Raw genomic sequence first — 17,322 nt, 5'->3', positions numbered from 1 at the left:
GAGTTTATAATTTAGTGTGTATCTAGCTTTTTGAAACCTTTAACCAAGGTGTCCAATTCTTTGAGCTGTGCCAAGAAAGGCTCAAGTTGAGACATACGCAATGCGCATGGTCCATCACACTTGGCTTTTTCTGGGTCTGGATGCGCTTCTAAGAATAGACCTGCTAGACCTGTTGCCATACCCGCGCGAGCAAGTGTCGTGATTTGCGCACGGCGACCGCCCGCAGAATCCGCACGACCACCCGGAGTTTGAAGCGCATGGGTCACATCAAAGAACACAGGGACATTCATTTCTTTCATGATGTCAAAGCCCAACATGTCTACAACCAAATTGTTGTAACCAAATGCCGAACCACGTTCACAAATAATGAGCTTGTCATTCCCTGCCTCTAAACACTTATGCAAAATATGGCGCATTTCATGTGGTGCAAGGAATTGTGCTTTTTTGATGTTAATGATGGCATCAGTTTTTGCCATCGCTTCAACCAAATCAGTCTGACGACTTAGAAAAGCAGGAAGTTGAATAATATCCGCAACTTCCGCTACAGGTGCAGCTTGGTAAGGCTCATGTACATCAGTAATGATGGGTACATTAAAATGTTTTTTAATGTCAGCTAACCACTCAATCCCTTTTTCTAGGCCTGGCCCTCGAAACGAGTTCAAGCTTGAACGGTTGGCTTTATCAAAACTGGCTTTAAATACGTAAGGAATCTCCAAACGCTTGCAGATATCGACATAGGTCTCTGCAATTTCAAAAGCCAAATCTTTAGACTCAAGTACGTTCATGCCGCCGAATAGTACAAATGGCAAGTGGTTTGCCATTTGTATATCGCCTAAACGTACAATTTCTTGTGGTTTTAATTGTGACATTTAAACTTCCTAGTTTATTGCTTAACCCAAATTACTTCGCTTTTTTGTACTGTGCTTTTGCAGCATCAATAAAACTAGCAAATAATGGGTGTCCATCACGTGGTGAACTTGTAAATTCCGGGTGGAATTGTACAGCAATAAACCAAGGATGTTGAGGAATTTCAACTGTTTCTACTAAGTGCTGTACAGGTGAATAGCCCGAAATTTTCATGCCAGCTTCTTCAAGCGCTGGAATAAAACGGTTATTCATCTCATAACGGTGACGGTGACGTTCAATAATATCTGCTGAACCATACACTTCACGTGTTTTAGTCCCTTCAACCAATTCTGATTTTTGAGCACCAAGACGCATCGTACCGCCAAGATCAGAGTCAACATTACGCTGTTGAACTTCACCACGCTCATCTAACCATTCAGTGATTAGACCAATCAATGGAGACTTAGTCGAACGGTTGAATTCAGTCGAACTCGCGTCACTAATACCCACGACATTACGTGCATATTCGATCACAGCCAACTGCATACCTAAACAGATACCCAAGAATGGAACACCGTTTTCACGTGCGAATTTAATCGCTTGCATTTTCCCTTCAGTACCACGTTCACCAAAACCACCCGGTACCAAGATTGCATCCATATCTTTCAATACTTCATTGACATCTTGGATTTCAAGTTCTTCAGCATTGACATAGTCAATTTGAACTTTAACGCGATTTTGAATGCCCGCATGTAAAAGCGCTTCATTCACAGACTTATACGCATCTGGAAGTTCAACATACTTACCAACCATTGCAACACGAACCGTGTATTCAGGGTTTAGTAGCGCCTCTACAACATTGTCCCAATCTGTTAAATCAGCTTCAGGCAAGTCATTGAAACCAAAACGTTCACAGATTAAGTCATCAACATTTTGCTCATAGAATGTACGCGGAATTTGGTAAATGCTGCGCGCATCTTTACACACCACAACTGCACGTGCTTCAACGTTTGTGAACAAGGCAATTTTACGGGTCGTGTCTGCATCAACATCATATTCAGTACGACAAATTAAAATGTCAGGCTGAATACCAATCGATAACAATTCTTTTACCGAGTGCTGAGTTGGTTTAGTTTTCAACTCTGCCGCAGATTTGATATATGGAAGCAAAGTTAAGTGCATAAGCATAGTGCGCTTATGACCTAGTTCAACCATAAGTTGACGTACAGATTCCATGAATGGGAGAGATTCGATGTCACCTACTGTACCGCCAATTTCAACAATCGCAACGTCATAACCTTCGCCTGCGCGAAGTACACGTTCTTTGATGTTGTCTGTAATATGTGGAATAACTTGAACAGTTCCACCAAGGTAGTCACCACGGCGTTCTTTATTTAAAACGTCTTGGTATACGCGACCAGAAGTAAAGTTATTTAACTTGGTCATTTTCGCACGACGCAAGAAACGTTCGTAATAACCCAAGTCTAAATCGGTTTCTGCACCATCCTCTGTGACAAAAACTTCACCATGTTGGAACGGGCTCATAGTCCCTGGATCGACATTAATGTATGGATCCATTTTTACCATGGTTACTTTTAATCCACGGGCTTCTAAAAGCGCAGCAACTGAAGCAGCTGAAATACCTTTACCTAGTGATGAAACTACACCACCAGTCACGAAAATAAAATGGGTCATTGGGTTTCTCGTACAATCGAGCCTAATTCGGCCTGCAATGTTGCGCAATTTTACTTTACCTTGTACCAATAAAGCAAAGTCAATCCGCATCAATTCATAGAACAATAAACAATTGGATATTCTATCAGCATTTGGCAGATAAAATTAAGCTAAGTTCATAGGATTTTCATCTTGCATTTTGCTGTTATAATGGCGCGATCCTTCAAACACTCGATTTTATGTAATTATGAATAAAAAACTTTTAATTTGTGGTGCCATTGCAGCAGGCTTACTATTAACAGCATGTGTAAAGAAAGAAGCACCTAAAGAAGATGAACAAGAACAAGTTGAAGTCGTTACTACAGAGCAACAACAAACTGTTGAACTTCAACCTTTAGCAGCATCTGAGCCTGAGATTCCAGCGCAAGTTGAAGTGATTCGCGAAGAAACACCGAATACAACTACTGAGATCCGTCGTGAAACGCCAGCACCTGCTCCAGCAGCTCAGCCTACACCAAAAGCAGAAGCACCAAAAGCTGAAGAAAAACCAACGCAAGCACGCCCAAGTAATACAAACCCAAATACGCAAACTGAAGATGATGCGGTTGCAGCAGCCATTGCAGCAGCGACACCAGCTTTAGAAAACTAATCATCGCTATATTAGATGATTAAAAAAACCCGATTGATATCGGGTTTTTTTATTGCCGGCTTATAAATAAGCTTTTAATTTTTCTGCAAGAAAGTCAATAAATAAGCGAATACGCTTTGGTACATAGTTTTGTTGATAGTAGACCGCATGTATTTTCTGCTCTTTGATCTGGATTTGATCTTCCAACAAAGCAATGAATTGCCCATCTTGAATATCTTGCTCGACCATAAAACGTGACAAACACGCAATCCCTGCCCCTTGCAATGCCAACTGACGAACCGTTTCACCGTTTGAACATTTAATTTTGGCCTGAATTGTTAAAGGTTCATCCTCCAACTGAATAGGCCACGTATTTAAATGTGCAGGCTGACTAAAACCAAGCAAAGTATGTGAGCTTAATTCTGCTGCATTTTTAGGTAGACCATGTTTTTGCGCATAAACAGGACTAGCCACAATATATAACCGACTTTTACAAAGCAGCTTGGCATGTAAGCTGGAATCCGCTAACTCACCAAATCGAATCGCGACATCGGTTTTATGTTCAAGTAAGTCTATAACCTGATCGTGATTGGTAATTTCTATATCAATTTTTGGGTAGCGCTGCATAAACTCTTCAATCAACGGCACTATTACATGCAGCACAAAAGGCGTTGCTGAATCAATCCGAATTAAACCAGATGCCTCAGCATCATTATTTTGCAGGCTTTCTTCAGCTTCGGTCAGGTCGAGTAAAATTTTACGTGCCTTTGTCAAAAACTGCTGCCCTTCATAGGTCAACTTGAGCTTCCGTGTCGTTCGCTCTAGCAAAGTCACATTCAACTTTGACTCTAGACGTTGCAAGGCTCGGCTGACACCCGATGTGGTTTGATCCAATTGCTGCGCAGCTTTGACGATAGAGCCACTATCAACAATGCTCACAAAAGCCGTTAATTCTTCTATGGTTGATTTCATGTGTAATTATTGATTAATAGTCAATAATATTTTGCAAATTACCCAGTTTTTAAGCAAGTCTTTTTTCTACAAAATAGCCTCATTCCATGAAACAAGTTATCGAGTAAAAAATGAATATCGTTCCTCAATTCGGCCTAGGTACTTTCCGTTTAACAGGTGACACTGTCATTGAGTCTGTGAAAACTGCACTAGAAGTCGGTTATCGTGCGGTCGATACTGCTCAAATCTATGGTAATGAAGCCGAAGTTGGTCAAGCCATTGAACTCAGTGGTATCAATCATCAAGATCTTTTTCTCACCACAAAAATTTGGACGGAAAATTTTTCAGCAGAAAAATTGATTCCAAGCTTAAAAGAAAGTTTGCATAAACTAAAAACCGATACCGTGAATCTAACCTTGATCCACTGGCCTGCCCCAAGTACAGATGTAAACATTACAGAACTCATGCAGAACTTATTGCAAGCGAAACAACAAGGTTTGACCGAACACATTGGTATTTCTAACTTCAATATTGAGCTGACTCAACAGGCGATTGAGAGTATTGGGCTAGAAAACATCGCAACCAACCAAATTGAACTCAGTCCTTACCTACAAAACCATCAACTGGTTGATTTCCTCCAAGCACAAAACATTGATGTCACTTCATATATGACACTGGCTTACGGTAAGGTTTTGAATGATCCTGTTTTAATGCACATCGCGCAGCAACATCAAGTATCGACTGCACAAATTAGCTTGGCTTGGGCATTACAACGTGGTTTTGCAGTCATACCTTCTTCAACCAAACGTGAACACTTGATGTCCAACTTAAAGGCGCAAGAGATTCAACTGTCGACTGAAGAAATGATGGCAATTACGCAATTAGACCGAAATCAACGTGAAGTTAGTCCTGAGGGATTAGCACCGATGTGGGATTGAGCATCGCTATGAAAATTAATTTTCCACTTTTGGCACTTGCAGTGGGTGCTTTTGCCATTGGAACCACCGAGTTTTCACCCATGGGCTTTTTGCCTGAAATTGCCAACGATTTGTCCGTTTCAATTCCACAAGCCGGACTTCTGATTAGTGCCTATGCAGTAGGTGTCATGATTGGGGCTCCGCTCATGACCTTATGGCTGGCACGCTTTCCTAAGAAAACCGCTTTAATCCTATTGATGGCTATTTTCACGATTGGGAATGTGTTGGCGACCGTTGCACCTGATTATATGAGCTTAATGGGTGCACGTTTAATTACAAGTTTAAACCATGGTGCATTCTTTGGCTTAGGTTCGGTGGTGGCGGCCAGTGTTGTGCCTAAAGACAAACAAGCCAGTGCAGTCGCCATGATGTTTATGGGTCTCACCATTGCCAATATTGGCGGTGTGCCACTTGCAACGTGGCTCAGTCAAAATACCAGTTGGCGCATGGCTTTTGCTGCGATTTCAATCTTAGGCATTATGACCATATTGGCACTATGGAAAGCACTCCCACAAGATCACGATGTGGTTAAACCGAATGTAGCAAAAGAATTACGTGTTTTAACACGTGCGCCTGTCGTCCTTGCTTTATTAACCACGGTCATGAGCGCGGGCGCAATGTTTGCGTTATATACCTACATTGCTCCGAGCCTACATGTATTTATGCAGGCATCACCGCAAACCATCACCTTAATGTTGGTTTTAATCGGGATTGGTTTCTCCATTGGTAATCATTTGGGTGGAAAGTTTGCCGATCTATCCCTAGAGAAAACCCTGATAGGCTTCCTTATACTTTTAATGGTGATGATGCTTGTTTTCCCAGTATTAGCGCAAACAACCGTTGGTGCAGCGATTGGCTTAGTGATTTGGGGTACGGCAGCATTTGCGGTAGTACCACCACTGCAAATGCGCGTCATGTCAGTCGCAGCAGATGCGCCTGGTCTTGCCTCTTCAGTCAACATTGGTGCGTTTAACTTAGGTAATGCCTTAGGTGCCTTTGCAGGTGCAACGGTACTGAGTATGCAACTCAGCTATGCAGCAGTTTCATATGCAGGTGCCGCACTCAGCTTTATGGCCTTGATCTTGGTCTTACTGCAAATGAAGTTCGGTCTTAGCAAGAAAGCCTGTGAAGCCGTTTAAGCCTTTACACTGCTGAACCAATCAAAAAAGACCTACACTGCTGTAGGTCTTTTTTTAGTGTTTTTTGATGTTCCAGTTTCAAAAAGTCCGCAATCAGCTTGGTTGCCCAAGACTCGGTATTGAGTACCCCTTCATAGAAGCCACAATGGCTGCCTTTTTTGGTGGTCACTACCGCAATATTCGGCATTTGACGGATCATGTCTTTATACGGTTCAAAATTTTTAATATGACAGACGGGATCATCCTCTGCATTTAAAATCAGCAATGGAATGGTGACATTTTCAAATACATAGATTGGGTTTGTGGCTTGTTTATAACTGTCATAGTTCACATAACCCGCCATTTCATAATAACTCGACTCAAACTCAGCCAAGGTTTTGGTCATTAAAACTTGCGACACAGACGCTGTTTGTTGCCACGTTTGCTGATAAGGAAAAATAAATTTCTTAAACAGTTTCTTGGTCATGACCTTACTGTAAAAGGGATGCACATTTACAAAACCCAACTCCGTGTTATAACCCGGACACAGGGCAAAGGCCGCCTTAAAAGGGGTTTGACTTCCTTCTTCGCCTAAGTAACGCACCAAAAGCCCCGTTCCCGCAGAAGAGCCTACCGCATACAACGTTGAACTTGGAAATGTGCTTTGAATAAAGGCAATTTGCTCACGTAAATCATCGGTTGAACCGAAAAGATTCATTTTGGGTACAGGCATTGGAAGGTCTGCATGTCCACGGCGTAAGCACAGTGCAACACGCCAACCCGTATAGCGATTTAAGTCACGCACCACCTCACGCATACTTTCAGGAGAGCCTGTAATCGTATGCATAACCACAACCGTTGGCGTCGCTTCAGGCAAGTCATAACCGAACCACATAATGCCAGTGACCCCACCGTCTTGCATCTCTAACTGATCAAAATGATCGTATTCCAATTGAATCCGACGCTTACGAATCACATCAAAATACAAAAGATGGGCATGCGTGTTGGATAACCACGGTGTTGGTCGGTACTTTTCTTGAAGCTGTGTAAGCGCCCCAACAGTCTCTTGAATTTGCCCTTTCGGATTAATATAGAGCTTCGGTTGTTCCGCACCAGTCACTCGATCCCACGCCGTTTGGCTTAATTGGTTTAGCAAACTGAACACAGCATTCATATCAGTACCTTCTTTTTTCCTATCTTTCTTGGTGATGCATCAATTTTCGTGCCTAACTATAAATAACAAGTCACACGTTTATCATCCAGCTTGAGGTGCAAAAGCTGCCATTCGCTGTCCCATTTGTACAGCCAAGGCCTCTAACCCCGATTTAGGACGGATCATCACTTCAAAATCTACAATTTGACCTTGCTCATTAAAACGAATCATGTCAATCCCTTTGAGTTTCTTTTCGCCGACATTGGCAGAAAACTCAAGGACGACACTTAAACCATCTTCTGTAAAAAATTCACGGTGGTAGGTAAAGTTTTCAAAAACCTGAATCACATTACTTAAAATAAAAAAACCACTTGCTTACCCGGATAAGGATTAAATGCCACAGGTGAACGGAACACGACATCTTCTGCTAAAAGCTCATTTAAGATGCTCATATCACGAGTCGTGGCCATATCATGCCAGCGTACCAATGCTTGTTTTGTTGTTGCTAAACTCATTCTTATGTCCTTATGAAAGTGAATCCACTCAAATCTGCAATAAAAGCACCTTCTCTTACACCACATACGTTTCATGGAAAAGGCTACACGAGGGAAAAGATAATATTTTAGAAAATATCTCTCCCAAACCCTCTCCGTATAGGAGAGGGAGCTTTATTACAAATTTTAAGCTGATAAATTATTGTTATCGATTAAATGGTCGCAGCCAGTTCAGCGCCTTGACGAATCGCACGCTTCGCATCCAACTCACCTGCTTCTTTCGCACCACCAATCAAATGCACATTTTTACCATCGGCTTTTAATTGGTCGTACATTGCAGTATAAGACTCTTGTCCTGCACAGATAATCACGTGATCTACCTCTAAAACCGTTGGCTGATCATTCACTGTAATGTGGAGACCTTGATCATCAATTTTGTCGTAGCTTGCACCTGCAATCATTTTTACATCGCGATGTTTTAGCCCTGTACGGTGAATCCAACCCGTGGTTTTACCTAAGCTTGCACCGACTGCCTTCGCTTTACGCTGTAGAAGGTAAATTTCACGATCCGATTGCTCCAAGACTGGCTGTTTTAAGCCACCGACATGTGCATAGCTGGTATCAATTCCCCACTCATCATAGAATTTTTGTGGGTTTAAACTACCGCTTTCATCTTCATGGCTTAAGTATTCTGCTGTATCGAAACCAATACCACCCGCACCAATAATCGCGACTTTTTTACCGACAGGCTTACGCTCACGTAGAACTTCGATATAACTCAACACTTTCGGGTGATCAATCCCTTCTATAGTTAGCTCACGTGGAGTAACGCCTGTTGCAACCACGATGTCATCATAGTTTTCAGCGCTCAGTTCTTCATAAGTTGCGGTATGATTCAGCACCAATTTGATATTCGGTTGTAATTCAATTTTACGTTTGAAATAACGCAGTGTTTCGTAAAACTCTTCTTTACCAGGAATAGTCTTCGCAATATTAAACTGACCACCAATCTGACTTGCTGCATCAAAAACAGTTACTTGATGTCCACGGTCAGCAGCATAAGTCGCAAAACTCAAACCTGCAGGCCCAGCACCAATCACCGCAATATTTTTCTTAGCCGCACTTTCTTTAAAAATCAGTTCAGTTTCATAGCATGCACGCGGGTTGACTAAACACGTCGCAATTTGCATGGAGAAAATTTGATCTAAACAGGCTTGGTTACAACCAATACACGTATTGATTTCATCACTACGGCCTTGTTCTGCTTTGAGTACAAACTCAGCATCTGCAAGCATTGGGCGTGCCATCGACACCATATCCGCATCACCCTGAGCCAAAACATGTTCAGCCATTTCAGGGGTATTAATACGGTTAGACGTCACCAAAGGAATTTGAACCGAACCTTTTAGCTTCTTGGTCACCCATGTAAATGCAGCACGTGGCACTTTGGTTGCAATCGTTGGAATACGCGCTTCATGCCAACCAATACCTGTATTGATAATGGTTGCACCCGCCTTTTCAATTTCTTTGGCAAGCTGAATCACTTCTTCTAAAGTCGAACCACCTTCAACCAAATCCAACATTGAAAGACGGTAAATAATAATAAAGTTTTCACCCACTTCTGCACGAGTTCGTTTTACGATTTCAATCGGGAAACGCATACGGTTTTCATAGCTTCCACCCCATTCATCATCACGATGATTGGTACGTGCCGCGATGAATTCATTGATTAAGTAGCCTTCTGAACCCATGATTTCAACGCCATCATAGCCAGCGATTTGCGACAATTTTGCACAATTGGCAAAATCAGCAATAGTCTGATTTACTTCAGCCGAAGTCAAAGCATGGGGTTTTACAGGGTTAATCGGTGCTTGAATTGCAGATGGTGCGACGTTTTCAGCCTGATAAGAATAACGCCCAGTATGTAAAATCTGTAATGCGATTTTACCACCCGCATCATGTACAGCTTGTGTGATGACTTTATGCTTTTCCGCTTCTTCTAAAGTATCTAACTTAGAACCACCGTGAAAAGTCACACCATGATCATTCGGTGAAATACCACCTGTTACGATTAGCCCTACACCGCCAGCGGCACGCTCTGCATAAAATGCCGCCATGCGATCATAACCACCTTCAACTTCTTCAAGTCCAACGTGCATAGATCCCATTAATACGCGGTTTTTTAATGTGGTAAAGCCTAAATCTAAAGGCGCAAGTAAATGCGGATAATTAGACATGTGTACTCCTTGGCGTGCTTTCGCTGGCTGGTATTTTAAATACAAGGTTAGATCAAATTATTTAATGCAACAAGTTGCATAATGTTTATCTTTATAATCGAGATTTGTTTTTTATGCAACATGTTGCATAATGACTCTACGTCCATTTTAATTGCGAAATATTACCGAAATGTCATTAGCTCATGTTTTATTGACCAGTTTGATTGAGAAACCAAGCACAGGTATTGAGTTAGCGCGTCGTTTTGACCGTTCAATGGGCTTCTTTTGGAATGCAACACATCAACAGATATATAGAGAACTCAGCGCTATGCAGAGCAAAGGCTGGATTTCAACGATAGAAGACGATGGTGCAACCTCGCGTAAAAAAACCTATCAGGCAGAACAGCTCGGACGTACAGAACTTGCAGACTGGCTCGTAAAGCAAAGCCCACCTGCCCAGCTCCGCGAAGAACTGATGGTGAGACTGCGTGTTGAGGCTCAACTTGGTGGCAATACAGTTTTGCCTGAACTGGAACGACATCTCATCCTACACAAAGAAAAACTACAAATTTACCAAAGCATTTTTGCCAAAGATTTTGGTCATGCTGAAGAAAATGATCGTACCTTATATATTCATAAGATGATTTTACAAATTGGAATTAATTTAGAAAGTGGTTGGATTGAGTGGCTAGAGACCATGATTCCAGCTCTTAAAAACTTCGAAAAATAATAAACAACGCAAAGGATTGACCATGTCACATTATTTAATGCCAGATGGCGAAAAACTCTATGTTCGAGAATTTGGACAAGGCACACCTGTACTGGTTTTATCTGGCTTAGGGATGCAAAGTTGGCAATGGCTACCTTTTTTATATCAACACCGTAAAAAGTACCGTTTTTACATTCCTGACTGGCGGGGTTTTGGTGGTTCAGCGCAGTGCAAAATTCCCACACTGGATGCGATTTCCAGCCACTGGCAAGATTTAAACTGCTTTCTAAAACAATATGCTGATACAGCATTCCATGTCATTGCCTATTCTATGGGCGCTACGACAGCCATGCATGGCATGCAATATGGTCGCTTTCAAAACCATATCCGCAGCTATTTACACATCGACCAAACACCCAAGATTAGCGTAGATGCAGACTGGCCACATGGTTTATTTGCTGAAAAGCATTCCGATTTCAAAGCCATCCTACAAAACATTGCAGACCTATTGGCCCAAAATGCACAGTACCGTTTGGTCTCAGACTTAACAGCGTCTATGCGTACAGAACTGGTTAACCAGTGGTTGGCTTTTATTCAACTGCAAGCCACACCATCTCGAACTGCGGCTTTATTTCAAAAAGCATTTCAACAGCCACACTTGCAAAAATTCATGCTCCCAATCCAGCGTTTAGACTATATGGCTTGGTATATTCAAAATTATCTTGACCATCAAGAAGACTATCGCAGTGCGCTCAGTCAGATTGACCGACCAGCTACATTTTTTATTGGTGAAGACTCAAAACTTTATCCTGCTCAAGGACAAAAACTGATTGCTTCAAGTGTGCCGCATGCGAAAACGGTGATCTTTAAAAAATCTGGGCATACGCCTTTATTGAGTGAACCGCGCAAATTCTCTCAAGAAATTACACGTTTCCTCAACGCTACGGATGTTTGAATGTGTGTCGTATTATCAACCAAATAATGAATATTTTTATAACAACTGAAGATAAATACACTTAATCATTCCATTGTAATGACAAAAAATCAGATCAGTCCGATAAAACATCAATGCTTAGGAATTAAAAAAGGCATCTCTAAGAGATGCCTTTTTCTTATGCTGCATAGGTCTGCTTGAGATAAGCAACAATATCTGCCGACTCAAACAAAGCTGTTTCAGTGTTCGGATCAACCAAATATGGCACTTGAATATCACGCCCCATCACCTGCATAACTTGCTCACGCTTTCCACCTGCCAAAGGTACATATTTGCCCGGCTTTAAACGCAGTACTGCTGGGCCTTGATCTTGCCAACGTTCTTTAGGCACATTATGAAACTTAAAAGGGAGCTCCAACTCGGTCAGCAAACCACGGACAATCCGAGTATAAGGACTGGCTTCAAATCCCCAAAGTTGTAACAGCTGTTCTGGCGCTACGCGATCTTTAATACTCTTGTTGATCCACACTCCACTCGCACCATTTACCAATGTCCCGACATAAGCAACATAAGGTGTTTTGGGATAATGTGCATACTTTTTCGGTGTTTTACCACTGCGGCCATACTGTTCAAATAAGTAGTGAATAATATCTTCAGATTCGTACAGCTTGGTGTCTGTATTTTCATCAAGTAAAAAAGGAAATTGGGTTTTCCCACCCAACTGTTTCACCAAAGGGCGATATTTAGTTCCACCCTTAGGACATGGATACACTTCATAATCTAAGTTCAACAAAGTCAATACTTCACGCACACGACGACAATATGGCGAGCCTTCAAACTCATAGAGCTTTAAAGGTTGCTCAGGTTGTTTAGGATGCGGCGTTCCTGTTACACCACGTCCACCTTGCGCAAGCCCAGAAAAAAGAGCCTGAATCACTTTAATTTGATGCTTCACCATATTACACGTCCATATCTTTTGTTGATGTTGTTATGAGTCTGGTTGGTGCTTATGCATCGACCAGTTTTTCTTTTGCAATGACAATGCCGTTATTATCCGCATAGAGATAATGACCTGATTGAATGGTGACACCACCAAAATGCAAGCTGATATCAACTTCCCCTACACCTTTACGGTTACTTTTTTGTGGAATAGCAGCTAAAGCATGCACACCTAAATCTAGTTCAGCAATCGCATCTACATCACGGACACAGCCATAAATCACCACACCATTCCAGTGATTTTTGACTGCTGACTCTGCAATTAAGTCTCCCATCAAGGCACAGCGCATCGAAGCGCCACCATCCACAACCAATACTTTACCCGTACCATCTGTTGCTAACAGCTCTTTCACCCGAGAGTTATCTTCAAAGCATTTAACCGTAACCACCTGACCACCAAAGGTTTTACGCGCACCATAGCTCTTAAAGAACTTACCATCCATTGATGGGCTGACCACTTGTAAATCAAGTTCAGGATGATCATCCAATAAATCGCATGTCACAAATGCTGTCGTCACTACACTTCCCCTCATTTTGTCTTTTGTATGCGTAAATTATCATATATTTCAAATTTTTCGGTCTGCGTTTGGGCAGCCTCGACCATAGTATGAGCCACTTGTTCTGCTGTCACTGGCTTATATTTAAAATGCTTTGGTATAAAATGCGATAGTTTGGTATAAGCCTTTTGGAAAATATCTTCCAACATGCGACCTTCATTACGCTGTCCGATCAGTAAGGATGGCTGCAGAATACTAACCTTATATAAATCGAGTCCTCGAATAGTCTCTTCAAGCTCACCTTTGACGCGATTATAGAAAATTTTTGAATTGGCTTGCGCCCCCAAGGCACTGATCAACACATAATGGGTTTTGGTCAAAACAAACAATTCAGCAAAATGTGCATTCACCACATAGTCGATGGCATAAAACTGCTCTTTTGAGCCAGCTTTCTTTAAAGTCGTCCCCAAACAACTAAAAGCATGACTGTAGCCCTGAACATCTTCATGGTTGAGTAATAAAAAATCATCCAACTCCAGTTGCTGAACTTTGTCATAGTGATCGAGCTGCACATTATGCTTTCTGACCACAGCCAAAATTTTGCTACAACTTGGCAGTTGTTGTAATTGTTGAATCAGGTTTAAGCCCACCAAACCGGTTGCTCCAATCACAATCGCTTGTTCTATATTTTGTTTCATTTTTATACAAACTCCCATGCAGATGGCTAATCTTACCTTTTCTTTAGAATTTTTATGTATCTTAAATATAGTCAAAGCATGTCAAGACTTGACTTCACTGCGTATATTAATCAAAATATGCCACTTGTTTACGGGCTGGTGATTGTTCTTCTGATGTGGTTTTCAGTTTGAATTTCAGCCCGCCCAGACCAATCTATTTCAAGGAGTGCACGAGTGGCAAACTCTGCTCAAGCTAAAAAACGTGCTCGTCAAAACGTTAAAGCACGCAAACACAACGCAAGCTTACGTTCTATGGTTCGTACTTACATCAAACGTACAGTAGCTGCTATCGCTGCTGGTGATTACGCAGTTGCTTCTGAAGCATACAAAACTGCTGTACCAGTAATCGACCGTATGGCTGATAAAGGCATCATCCATAAGAACAAAGCTGCTCGTCATAAGAGCCGTTTAAATGCACAAGTTAAAGCTTTAGCTAACTAATTTATGCATTAAAAAAAGCCCTTTTTAAAGGGCTTTTTTTGTATCTATTTTTTGAAATTTCACAGTGCGCACACCTTTTTAGCACATCTGTTCCTTAACAATACAGCTTAAAACCCAAATAAAATCTAGCAAGTGCTCTCTAGCACCTACGAGAACACCTACCTACAAAAAAAGCCCCCTTTTAGGGAGCTCGTTTTCATTTCATGTTAAAGCATTTGTCAGATGAGCAGTGGTTTAATTCAAAGATTGAGTTTTCAGGTTTTTCACTAAAATATCAATGTTTCTTGATGTTGCCCCAGCTAGAATCAAGCTTGTATTTTGGTTCAGCATTGTCCATCTTTGATTATTATTTCCAGAGCAACTATATCGAATTGCAATTTGACGGTTATTTACCAAATTACCCGAGTTTAAATCTAAGCACTGTCCTGATTGTTTAATGGCAGACGTCGTGGCATCCATTGACCACACTTGTGCTGCATTATTCGCCACACAGTCAGTCAAGGTGACTTTAGCACTTCCTCCATTACCCGTTAGACACTGCCCCATAGCCGCTTTGCTATGGATACGTCCTAAACTGTCATAAACCCACTGCTCAGTATCATCAGCAGTACAAGCCGATGGGCCACTAATGTAAACATCCATTTTTTGGTTAGATGCCAGCTCTGTTTTCAAGCAATTCTTGTTATTTTTCAACAATCCACTTTGTGCAAGTGGGTCATCTTGTTGTAAACCTAGCTGTTTGATAAAAGCATTGAGTGCATCAATCGCAGCAGGTACATCTTTGGCTAAATCATCATAATAAACATTTACCCAACGATTTAAACGCATCCACCTAGTTTCTTGCTCTTCATAACGCTCAATTACCTGCTGCGCAGCTAAACTCATCTCATTTTTATATGACTTATAAGCCTGATAAAGCATTGAACCATTTGGTGACAAAACAATAAGATTGTTCGCCGCTTGATTCAGTAGCTCTTGCTCAAGTAGGGGCAACTCTACATCGCGTAAGGCTTTATAACCCTGTGCTTTCCCAATCTTAACAGCAGGTGTAATAGCCGTAGTATATTGGGGAATCACTGTAGTCGATAATAATTTGGCAGCAGCATTGGCCTGCTTACAATATAAATCAACTTTTTGAGGGTGATCTGCAAGCGCTAAATTGACATGTAATTTATTGGCATTACTACCTAATCGTGTCGGAGCCAGTGCAATATTGGTTACTGTATTTGGATACTGTACATTTAACCAACATGCATCCTGATTTAACGCCGTATTTGCAGTGGGTAAATCATAGACATTGCCCCAGTTTGAACGTGCCGCAGGATATAGTAGCCCAACCTTTGCAACAGGGTCATAGCCACCCAAAATGGTCACTACAGGCTCACCAAAGACACGTGGGCGTAAATAGTTTTGCTTTGGTTGATACCAAACAGGTGCAGCAGAATCTGGCATAGTCGGCTGAACCACTTCCATCTGCCTTGTTACTTCATTCCATTTTTTATAGCCCGTAGGTGAAGTCTTATCCCACACATAGCGGTTAAAGTGCGGTTGAATTTTTAAATAAGTGCTATAACCCGTATAGTGGGTATAACGTGAAACTGAGCTTGATGCATAACCACCAGACATTGCATCTCGGCTATGTGGATATAAAGCTAAAAAATTTGCAATTCCTGTAGAAGAAGCCCATAAATCCTTATTATTCCAAATCAAATTTCCCCGCATCATATTGCGATACGGAATATAACCCCAACCACTATCCGCATGATGTGAAGTCCAAAACTGGTTATCACCTTCCTGCCCAGGATAATGCCCCAGTCCATAGTGATGTCCAATTTCATGACTAAACTCATTTCCAACCGAATCATACAACGTCAGCATGCCGTTACCACCACTTAAGCCATGATTACTTTCGCCATTGGCATATTTTCCACGACTATGGTGTGCAACTACGGTTTGGGTTAATTGTGGTTGATTCTGACTTGCCATCGAAGCACTGGTAATGCCCCAGTTTGCTAGGTTAATGCCCACGCTAAATGTCGACTTACCCACGTTTTCACGCATGTCACCCTCATAAACTCCGCCTTGGCTGGTGCTTGCCGTATCGTAAATCGTCCCGTCTGCAATCATGACGCGATCCAACTGAATATCATCATATTTTGCAACGGTCATTTCAGCAGCTGGAATCGTTTGAAAGTAATCTGAACCTGCCCGAACAGGATCATTCAGCATATAGTGACCATTGGAAACAGGAGGAGCCGTTAACATACCGATACGAATATTGTTTAAGACCAACTCTCCCGGAGAGGCAAAATCAATTTTATCTTCCGCGATTTGCCCCTGACGACCATGAGAATCTTTAAGCTGAATACGCAAACCCGGACGTATTTCATCCCAATTGAGTTGAGCACTCCACGCACGCTTACTATATTGCACACGTGCACGCTCATCGGTATTGGTTTGATCAGACTGAGGAATCTGAGTTGGATCGTTAAATGTAACTGTGCGGAGCAACTGATTATTCATGTAAATATCAGCACTCAGACCATCAACTTTCCCCATGCTATCAGTTGGCGTAACTAACAATAGCGCTTCTTTTTCCATCGTCAGACGTGGCATTTTTTTACTTTCATTACCATTTGGATCAACCACATGACTCTGACCAAATTGCAGCATTGCTTCGAAACTACCAGTTAAGTCATTTCGTATCACACGTGTTTTTGAGTTTGCATCGTAATCAAAATAACCCAATGTATTTACATCAGCCACATCCTGTGTAGGCTCCGCATAGGTTTTCACTACAGGCGTTGTAGAGTTTTCGGTTCCACTTTCTCCACCACCTCCACCACACGCAGCTAACATCAGTGTTACAACGCAAAGACTTAGCTTGCAATACAAGAACTCATTCACACTTTTCACATCTTCCCCCAAAATAGTCACAAATAAAAATT

The 17,322-nt window shown here is 41.8% G+C and carries 15 protein-coding genes and 1 pseudogene; 6 read left to right on the top strand and 10 right to left on the bottom strand.

Going from position 1 to position 17,322, the window contains the following annotated elements; genetic code table 11:
• Positions 1–11: 11 nt before the first annotated feature.
• On the bottom strand, positions 12–869 hold the full coding sequence (gene kdsA, locus AC5EUN_RS06085; RefSeq protein WP_005401052.1) for a 3-deoxy-8-phosphooctulonate synthase: 858 nt from the start codon (positions 867–869) through the stop codon (positions 12–14).
• Positions 870–900: 31 nt separating this feature from the next.
• The gene (pyrG, locus tag AC5EUN_RS06080; protein WP_094148208.1) at positions 901–2,541 is read right to left on the bottom strand and encodes a CTP synthase; all 1,641 of its coding nucleotides are present in this window, start codon (positions 2,539–2,541) and stop codon (positions 901–903) included.
• A 226-nt stretch (positions 2,542–2,767) separates the two neighbouring features.
• On the opposite strand from pyrG, the gene AC5EUN_RS06075 reads away from it, so the two are divergent.
• Positions 2,768–3,169: an internalin gene (locus AC5EUN_RS06075; protein ID WP_094148195.1), complete on the top strand. Its 402-nt coding sequence runs from the start codon at positions 2,768–2,770 to the stop codon at positions 3,167–3,169.
• A gap of 60 nt (positions 3,170–3,229) precedes the next feature.
• Here the strand turns inward: AC5EUN_RS06075 and AC5EUN_RS06070 are convergent, their stop codons facing one another.
• On the bottom strand, positions 3,230–4,120 hold the full coding sequence (locus AC5EUN_RS06070; RefSeq protein WP_094148194.1) for a LysR family transcriptional regulator: 891 nt from the start codon (positions 4,118–4,120) through the stop codon (positions 3,230–3,232).
• A 110-nt stretch (positions 4,121–4,230) separates the two neighbouring features.
• On the opposite strand from AC5EUN_RS06070, the gene dkgB reads away from it, so the two are divergent.
• Both dkgB and AC5EUN_RS06060 read left to right on the top strand, forming a co-directional pair.
• A complete protein-coding gene (gene dkgB / locus AC5EUN_RS06065) occupies positions 4,231–5,037 on the top strand; it encodes a 2,5-didehydrogluconate reductase DkgB (protein WP_130235137.1) in 807 nt (268 codons plus the stop codon).
• A gap of 8 nt (positions 5,038–5,045) precedes the next feature.
• Positions 5,046–6,215 carry an MFS transporter gene (locus AC5EUN_RS06060; protein WP_062033128.1) on the top strand — a complete coding sequence of 390 codons (1,170 nt, stop codon included), beginning with the start codon at positions 5,046–5,048 and terminating at the stop codon, positions 6,213–6,215.
• A 4-nt stretch (positions 6,216–6,219) separates the two neighbouring features.
• Here AC5EUN_RS06060 and AC5EUN_RS06055 read toward each other — a convergent pair whose 3' ends face one another.
• The 3 genes and pseudogenes from AC5EUN_RS06055 to AC5EUN_RS06045 form a co-directional block, all read right to left on the bottom strand.
• A complete protein-coding gene (locus tag AC5EUN_RS06055) occupies positions 6,220–7,368 on the bottom strand; it encodes a YheT family hydrolase (RefSeq protein WP_131230409.1) in 1,149 nt (382 codons plus the stop codon).
• An 81-nt stretch (positions 7,369–7,449) separates the two neighbouring features.
• Positions 7,450–7,862: pseudogene (locus AC5EUN_RS06050) on the bottom strand (nuclear transport factor 2 family protein).
• A 191-nt stretch (positions 7,863–8,053) separates the two neighbouring features.
• Positions 8,054–10,078, bottom strand: coding sequence for an NADPH-dependent 2,4-dienoyl-CoA reductase (locus AC5EUN_RS06045; RefSeq protein WP_130235139.1), 2,025 nt, complete (start codon positions 10,076–10,078; stop codon positions 8,054–8,056).
• 169 nt (positions 10,079–10,247) lie between these two features.
• Here AC5EUN_RS06045 and AC5EUN_RS06040 point away from each other — a divergent pair, with 169 nt between their 5' ends.
• Both AC5EUN_RS06040 and AC5EUN_RS06035 read left to right on the top strand, forming a co-directional pair.
• Complete coding sequence (locus AC5EUN_RS06040; protein ID WP_130235140.1) at positions 10,248–10,787, top strand: PadR family transcriptional regulator; 540 nt, start codon at positions 10,248–10,250, stop codon at positions 10,785–10,787.
• Between the two features lie 22 nt (positions 10,788–10,809).
• Positions 10,810–11,721 (top strand): alpha/beta fold hydrolase, encoded by a 912-nt coding sequence (locus AC5EUN_RS06035; protein ID WP_130235141.1) that lies wholly within the window; start codon positions 10,810–10,812, stop codon positions 11,719–11,721.
• 157 nt (positions 11,722–11,878) lie between these two features.
• Here the strand turns inward: AC5EUN_RS06035 and AC5EUN_RS06030 are convergent, their stop codons facing one another.
• The 3 genes from AC5EUN_RS06030 to AC5EUN_RS06020 are packed head-to-tail and all read right to left on the bottom strand — an operon-like array spanning position 11,879 to position 13,894.
• Positions 11,879–12,658: a glutathione S-transferase N-terminal domain-containing protein gene (locus AC5EUN_RS06030; protein ID WP_004696607.1), complete on the bottom strand. Its 780-nt coding sequence runs from the start codon at positions 12,656–12,658 to the stop codon at positions 11,879–11,881.
• 49 nt (positions 12,659–12,707) lie between these two features.
• Positions 12,708–13,232, bottom strand: coding sequence for a ribonuclease E activity regulator RraA (gene rraA / locus AC5EUN_RS06025; RefSeq protein WP_130235142.1), 525 nt, complete (start codon positions 13,230–13,232; stop codon positions 12,708–12,710).
• Complete coding sequence (locus AC5EUN_RS06020; protein WP_130235143.1) at positions 13,229–13,894, bottom strand: Rossmann-fold NAD(P)-binding domain-containing protein; 666 nt, start codon at positions 13,892–13,894, stop codon at positions 13,229–13,231. The genes rraA and AC5EUN_RS06020 overlap by 4 nt, the downstream gene beginning before the upstream one ends.
• 213 nt (positions 13,895–14,107) lie before the next feature.
• Between AC5EUN_RS06020 and rpsT the strand changes: the two genes are divergently transcribed.
• Positions 14,108–14,374 (top strand): 30S ribosomal protein S20, encoded by a 267-nt coding sequence (gene rpsT / locus AC5EUN_RS06015; RefSeq protein WP_004696602.1) that lies wholly within the window; start codon positions 14,108–14,110, stop codon positions 14,372–14,374.
• Between the two features lie 234 nt (positions 14,375–14,608).
• Here the strand turns inward: rpsT and AC5EUN_RS06010 are convergent, their stop codons facing one another.
• The gene (locus AC5EUN_RS06010) at positions 14,609–17,233 is read right to left on the bottom strand and encodes a M66 family metalloprotease (RefSeq protein WP_130235145.1); all 2,625 of its coding nucleotides are present in this window, start codon (positions 17,231–17,233) and stop codon (positions 14,609–14,611) included.
• Positions 17,234–17,322 lie beyond the last annotated feature (89 nt).

It is taken from the genome of Acinetobacter sp. CAU_H_S170_2 (assembly GCF_058890445.1).
The sequence above is the reverse complement of the archived record's forward strand: the minus strand, read 5'-3'. Positions and strand labels throughout refer to the sequence as shown.

Excerpts from the sequence above, each read along its gene's own strand:
- kdsA (WP_005401052.1), bottom strand. The coding sequence starts at position 869 with ATGTCACAATTAAAACCACAAGAAATTGTACGTTTAGGCGATATACAA.
- pyrG (WP_094148208.1), bottom strand. The coding sequence starts at position 2,541 with ATGACCCATTTTATTTTCGTGACTGGTGGTGTAGTTTCATCACTAGGT.
- AC5EUN_RS06075 (WP_094148195.1), top strand. The coding sequence starts at position 2,768 with ATGAATAAAAAACTTTTAATTTGTGGTGCCATTGCAGCAGGCTTACTA.
- AC5EUN_RS06070 (WP_094148194.1), bottom strand. The coding sequence starts at position 4,120 with ATGAAATCAACCATAGAAGAATTAACGGCTTTTGTGAGCATTGTTGAT.
- dkgB (WP_130235137.1), top strand. The coding sequence starts at position 4,231 with ATGAATATCGTTCCTCAATTCGGCCTAGGTACTTTCCGTTTAACAGGT.
- AC5EUN_RS06060 (WP_062033128.1), top strand. The coding sequence starts at position 5,046 with ATGAAAATTAATTTTCCACTTTTGGCACTTGCAGTGGGTGCTTTTGCC.
- AC5EUN_RS06055 (WP_131230409.1), bottom strand. The coding sequence starts at position 7,368 with ATGAATGCTGTGTTCAGTTTGCTAAACCAATTAAGCCAAACGGCGTGG.
- AC5EUN_RS06045 (WP_130235139.1), bottom strand. The coding sequence starts at position 10,078 with ATGTCTAATTATCCGCATTTACTTGCGCCTTTAGATTTAGGCTTTACC.
- AC5EUN_RS06040 (WP_130235140.1), top strand. The coding sequence starts at position 10,248 with ATGTCATTAGCTCATGTTTTATTGACCAGTTTGATTGAGAAACCAAGC.
- AC5EUN_RS06035 (WP_130235141.1), top strand. The coding sequence starts at position 10,810 with ATGTCACATTATTTAATGCCAGATGGCGAAAAACTCTATGTTCGAGAA.
- AC5EUN_RS06030 (WP_004696607.1), bottom strand. The coding sequence starts at position 12,658 with ATGGTGAAGCATCAAATTAAAGTGATTCAGGCTCTTTTTTCTGGGCTT.
- rraA (WP_130235142.1), bottom strand. The coding sequence starts at position 13,232 with ATGAGGGGAAGTGTAGTGACGACAGCATTTGTGACATGCGATTTATTG.
- AC5EUN_RS06020 (WP_130235143.1), bottom strand. The coding sequence starts at position 13,894 with ATGAAACAAAATATAGAACAAGCGATTGTGATTGGAGCAACCGGTTTG.
- AC5EUN_RS06010 (WP_130235145.1), bottom strand. The coding sequence starts at position 17,233 with ATGTTAGCTGCGTGTGGTGGAGGTGGTGGAGAAAGTGGAACCGAAAAC.